Source organism: Lamprobacter sp. (genome assembly GCF_034860625.1).
Taxonomy (GTDB): domain Bacteria; phylum Pseudomonadota; class Gammaproteobacteria; order Chromatiales; family Chromatiaceae; genus Lamprobacter.
Genome location: NZ_JAYESN010000228.1, coordinates 1 through 4,924 on the forward strand (window position 1 = coordinate 1; position 4,924 = coordinate 4,924).

The 4,924-nt window shown below is 60.6% G+C and carries 5 protein-coding genes and 2 pseudogenes; 2 read left to right on the forward strand and 5 right to left on the reverse strand.

Annotated elements, in window-relative coordinates; all coding sequences use genetic code 11:
* A partial coding sequence (locus tag VBE63_RS24690; protein ID WP_323685667.1) for a radical SAM protein occupies positions 1-1,064 on the forward strand: 1,064 nt, incomplete at its 5' end.
* On the opposite strand, the gene VBE63_RS24695 is transcribed toward VBE63_RS24690, so the two are convergent.
* The 5 genes and pseudogenes from VBE63_RS24695 to tnpA all read right to left on the reverse strand — a co-directional run bounded on the left by VBE63_RS24695 (position 992) and on the right by tnpA (position 4,235).
* On the reverse strand, positions 992-1,462 hold the full coding sequence (locus tag VBE63_RS24695; RefSeq protein WP_323685668.1) for a hypothetical protein: 471 nt from the start codon (positions 1,460-1,462) through the stop codon (positions 992-994). The genes VBE63_RS24690 and VBE63_RS24695 overlap by 73 nt on opposite strands.
* Before the next feature lie 138 nt (positions 1,463-1,600).
* Positions 1,601-2,698, reverse strand: a pseudogene (gene tnpC / locus VBE63_RS24700) (IS66 family transposase); the annotation flags it as partial.
* A gap of 426 nt (positions 2,699-3,124) precedes the next feature.
* A pseudogene (locus tag VBE63_RS24705) lies at positions 3,125-3,508 on the reverse strand (hypothetical protein); the annotation flags it as partial.
* Between the two features lie 35 nt (positions 3,509-3,543).
* Positions 3,544-3,912: an IS66 family insertion sequence element accessory protein TnpB gene (tnpB, locus tag VBE63_RS24710; protein ID WP_323685669.1), complete on the reverse strand. Its 369-nt coding sequence runs from the start codon at positions 3,910-3,912 to the stop codon at positions 3,544-3,546.
* Entirely contained in the window at positions 3,909-4,235 is a 327-nt protein-coding gene (gene tnpA, locus VBE63_RS24715; RefSeq protein ID WP_323685670.1) for an IS66 family insertion sequence element accessory protein TnpA, read from the reverse strand. The genes tnpB and tnpA overlap by 4 nt, the downstream gene beginning before the upstream one ends.
* Before the next feature lie 31 nt (positions 4,236-4,266).
* Here tnpA and VBE63_RS24720 point away from each other — a divergent pair, with 31 nt between their 5' ends.
* Positions 4,267-4,800: a transposase gene (locus VBE63_RS24720; protein ID WP_323685671.1), complete on the forward strand. Its 534-nt coding sequence runs from the start codon at positions 4,267-4,269 to the stop codon at positions 4,798-4,800.
* Positions 4,801-4,924 lie beyond the last annotated feature (124 nt).

The window sequence follows — 4,924 nt, forward strand, 5'->3', positions numbered from 1 at the left end:
GCCGACTCCTGCTGTACCCCACCAACGCCTGCAATCTACGCTGCATCTACTGCTACGCCACATCAGGACCAGCGGCGGGCCCGCGACTCGGCCACGAGCAGGCCATCAGAGCGGTTCACGACTTCTTCGACACGCTTGATGAGCAGGTCCGCTTCGTCACCCTCGGCTTTCACGGTGGCGGCGAACCCACGACTCAGTTCCATGTCATGCTGGCCGCATGGGAATCGTTCCAGCAGCGCGCCTTGCAGATGGGCCTCGTTGCAACGGTGGAGACCATCACCAACGGCAACTTCGGTTCAGCGGTCTTGCGGACCTTGCTGCAGCCAGAATGGCGGCTTTTCATCTCCTACGATGGTCCGCGTCAGGGTTTGCAGCGCCCAACCGCCAGCGAGCGGGACAGCCGTCCTCGCGTGGTCGCCAACCTGAGGGCGTTGCGAGCCGCCGGCAAAGTCATCACCACCCGAGCAACCGTCACCCACGACGGGCTGGATACACTGCGGGCGCTCGTTGAGGATGCCGCTGAGATCGGGATTCATCGGGTGCAGTTGGAGCCGGCGAGCATCATTGGCCGTGGCGCCAACCTGCGCGATGGCCCACCGGAGCCGTTGGCCTTCGCCGACGCCTTTCTCGACGCCTTCCGCTATGCGTTGCACCTCGGCATCCAGCTCAGCACCTCGGCCTGGTCACATACCCGGGTCGGCAATGGTCGCTACTGTGCCGCGATCAGTGGCACCCGCGCCCTGACCCCAGATGGTTTCCTCTCCGCCTGCACCGAGGTCGTCGACGGACGCAATCCCGATGATCCCTTCATCGTCGGCCGCCAACAGCCTGGCCAGACGCTAACGCTTTGGCCGATGCGCGAGACCTCGCTACAGAGTCGGACTGGCTACGCCATCCCGGTTTGCCGGGACTGCTTCATGTGTCGAGCCGGTCTTGGGCAACCCGACGACGTAGGCCTGAAAGCGCAACCAGGGTGGATGGACAGACATGATCAGCCCCTTTTAGTAGACGCGACACTGGCCAGCGCCCGCACACAGAGCGCCGTTGTCACCGCCCAGGATTGATAGTGCCAGAGGCCAGCCGACTCGGTATTGCCGGCCACATACAGGGTTTCGGCGGGCCAGCAACCATCTGCGTTGGCAGACTCCACGAGTCGCGCTGCGGCATCGGAGACCTCCGCGAGGAACGGACTTGCACTCGCGCCAGCGACAATCATCGCCTGCGCCCTTCGGTATGGACTTAGGTTTTCCTCGCGCAGCCTGTGCCGAGCACGCTCGGCAGCGACATCAATCGCCGGACGCAGGGCGTCAACACCGACGACCAGGGCTCGGGTCAAGGCCAGGTGCAGATCTAAAGGATCGCGGTAATACAACGAGGTGGCGACCTCACGACCACTAGCGACGACCTCGATCAGCCAAGCGATCGCCGCCCTGGTGGCCTCTTCCGCGCCAATCACGGCCACCACATGCGCGTTGGCGATGCAGTCGACGGCGGCGGCCCAACCAGGCTCAAACCAGGTCGGAAAGCGGCCGTTCGCGAGACGCGTGGCCTTTAAAGGTAAGCGCCCCTAAATCGACGTACTTCCCCTAAGCCGATGTGGTCACTTTTTTTCGCGGCGCGGCAATTCGACGTTCCAGGGGAGCAGTGCCTCGATCGTCTCCAGCGTATCGGCAGCGCCGATGCGCTCGAGCACGTGAAGCACGTAGGCGTACGGCTCAAGGCCATTTGCCTTGGCGGTCTCGATGAGGGAGTAACAAGTCGCGCTGGCGTGTGCGCCACGTGAGGTGTCGGCGAACAGCCATGCCCGGCGCCCGACTGCGAACGGACGGATGGCGTTCTCAGCCAGGGCATTGCTGATGTTGAGCCTACCGTCCTCGCAGTAGCCGGTCAGGTACTGCCACTGATTCAGGGCATAGTCGATGGCCTTGCGGGTCAGTGAGCCTTTGAGGACGCGACTGCTCTTCTTGTCGAGCCATGCCTTGAACTCGTTCAACACCGGCACGCTCAGCTGCTGACGGGCCTCGCGCTTTTGCGCAGGCTCGTAGTCAGCGATCTTCCGTTCAATCGCGTACAGCCGCCCGATGTAGCTCAGCGCCATATCTGCTACGGTTGCTGTGGCTTTTTTGTGCTTGTTCTTGCCTTTTCCGGTGGGCGCAGCGCGCGCGGCGTCAACAAAGTACCGGCGAACGTGGTCCCAACACCCAATGCGGATCAACTCATAGATCTCGCACGCGGCAGCATAGCCGCTGTAGCCATCGGCCTGCAGCACACCCTTGAACCCATCGAGCAGGCGTAAGGCCACCTCCCCGGACCGGCTGGGATCATAATGAAACAACACCGAGGGTTGGCCCGGCGGCCCGCCACGGATCACCCACATCCACTTGTCGGACTGGGCGGTTTTACCATCCTCCTTGAGCACCTGGATTCGGGTCTCATCCGCCTGCAGGTAATCGCCGCTGTTCTGCGCCTCGCGCATCAGATTCATCAGCGGCCGCAGCACCGGCTCCAGCCGGATCATCCAGTTGGCCATCAGGGTACGGCTGATCACCTGACCATGACGCTTGAACATGCCCTCAAGCCGGTACAGCGGCAGGCCATCGGCATATTTGGACACCAGGATGTAGGCCAACAGCGTGGGGTGGGCAATGCACTTGCCCAGCGGGTTGACCGGCCGCGCCGCGCTGACGATGCGCTCCCCGGCGTGCGCAATGGCGTCATCGCCATTACCCTGCTCGCCACTATCACCATCAGCGTCGAGATCGGACGCGAGAGCGGCCTCGTCGAGATCTGCCGCGGCTTCGAGACCAGTGTCCTCTACAGCAGCTACATCTGCTGGTACCACTACATCATCACAGGCTGCACTGTCGGCATCACCGACGATGCCGTCGTCGGTATCCACGACAGAGATAGCGGCGACTGGCTTTTCAACGGATTCTTCAAACGACGCCTCGACGGACTGCTCAGCGGCATCGTCTTCAGCAGTGAAGACCGCCTTCTCCTGCCAGTACTCAATGACTTCCAGTGTGGCGGGAATGTAGGACAGTTCTTCCTTGACCTTGGTCAGGAAGACTCTGCTGGCGCCAGCCTTCTCGGCTTCGGTCAGCAGCAGCTCGATACGCTTGCGCGCCAAGGAAGCTGAGAAGCCGCGCTTGCGCTTCTTGGAGGTTGCCGACCGTGCAGGCTTGTCGTCCGGCTCATCGTCTTCAATGCCAAGACATTCTTTGAGCTCGGCCAAGGCGGCTTCCAGCTCGGTTTCGTCAAACAGCGGAAGCTGCAGGATGTGCTTCTCACTGCTGGCCAGGAACTTTTGGATTTTGGACAGTCGGAGCTGTTCTTCCAGCAGCTCAATCCGGCAATCGCGTTGCCGAATGGCTCTTTTTTGTTCCTGGATGAAGTCGTTGCGGGCTTCGATCTCCTCGTCTTTTGCGGCGAGCAGATCGAGCAATTCGGCCGCTGTCAGACCGGCATATTCGGTGCTGGGAGTGAGGGTTTGCGGCGCCGTTTTCATGGCTTGAATTTTACCATAGGCGCCACAGAAAACCCTTAAATTATAGACTCAAAGTGCAGTTTTTTATGTCCGCGCATCTGCGTAATATCGTAGCCATCCAGCAGCCAGTTGATCTGCTCACCGGTCAGTGGCAGCAGTGTTTCATCGGCTTTGGGCCAGCGGAATTTCTCCTCGGCCAGAGCCTTGTAGTAGAGGACGAAGCCGTTGTCTTCCCACATCAGGCACTTGATCTTGTTGCGCTGTCGATTGGTGAAAGCGTACAGCGCGCCACTGAAGGGGCTGTGCCCGAGTTGCTGCTCCACCAGCACCGCCAGGCTGTGAGCTTGTTTGCGAAAATCGATCGGATCGCGGTGTAGATAGATCTCTGGAAGGTCCAGTGAAGGACGCAAGTAGCGCGGCTTCATAGCTGTCCAAGCACGCTGCGCAGCACATCAACGTTGCCGGCGTTGATGCCACCGATACGCACCCCGTTGGGCAAGGTGATCTGCAGGCCATCTCCCGGGCCTGCCGAGCGACTGCGCTCACTGTCGGCTGCCGCCGGGATAACGCGCGCGAACGCACCGTCTTGCGCACTCTGCTTTGGGTAGAGCTTGTGGTTCCAATACAGCAGCTGGCTGTAGGACAGCGCGTGCTGCTGGCTGAATTGCTTCCCAGACATGCCTGATGCCCGCCAGGCCTCAACATGCGGCTGCCAGTAGGCCTTGCGGTCGTCGGTGGTGCTGGTCATGTGGTTCTCCCGTGCGAATGGACTCGGGAGCATGGTCTGCGGAGATCAACCGGGCGAACAGTACCCGGATTTATGGGCGCTTACGGTGAAGGAGCTGAAGTCCAAGGGCTATGAGCCGGTTCTGACGAAAAGTCGATGGTTGTTGCTGAAGCGGCCCGAGCATTTGTCCGACGCGCAGGAGAACAAGTTGGCGGAGTTGCTCCAGTACAATCTTCGTAGCGTTCGATCCTATCTGCTGAAGGAGGAGTTCCAGTTGTTCTGGGGTTACACATCGCCCTACTGGGCGGGTCAGTTCCTCGACAAATGGTGCACGAAGGTCATGCGCTCAAAGATCGAGCCGATGAAGAAAGTAGCCAGAATGCTGCGTCGGCATCACCCACTATTGCTGAACTGGTTCCGGGCCAAAGGCCAGCTGTCCAGCGGTGTTGTCGAGGGCTTCAACACCAAGGCAAAACTGACCTCCAGAAAATCCTTCGGGTTTCGCACCTACCGAGGCGCGGAAATCGCTTTATATCATGCGCTTGGCGCACTACCCGAGCCGAAGTTCACCCATAGATTCTGCTGACGAGCCCGAAAAAAACGGGGCCAACGCAAGCGGCCCCCAGGGAAGGCATGCCCAAAATCTGGGAAAAGCAGCGGTTTGCACGCTCCCGACGGGCCCAGCGGTGTCATGTCGACCCGAAAACCGC

Excerpts from the sequence above, each read along its gene's own strand:
- tnpB (WP_323685669.1), bottom strand. The coding sequence starts at position 3,912 with ATGAAGCCGCGCTACTTGCGTCCTTCACTGGACCTTCCAGAGATCTAT.
- tnpA (WP_323685670.1), bottom strand. The coding sequence starts at position 4,235 with ATGACCAGCACCACCGACGACCGCAAGGCCTACTGGCAGCCGCATGTT.
- VBE63_RS24720 (WP_323685671.1), top strand. The coding sequence starts at position 4,267 with ATGGTCTGCGGAGATCAACCGGGCGAACAGTACCCGGATTTATGGGCG.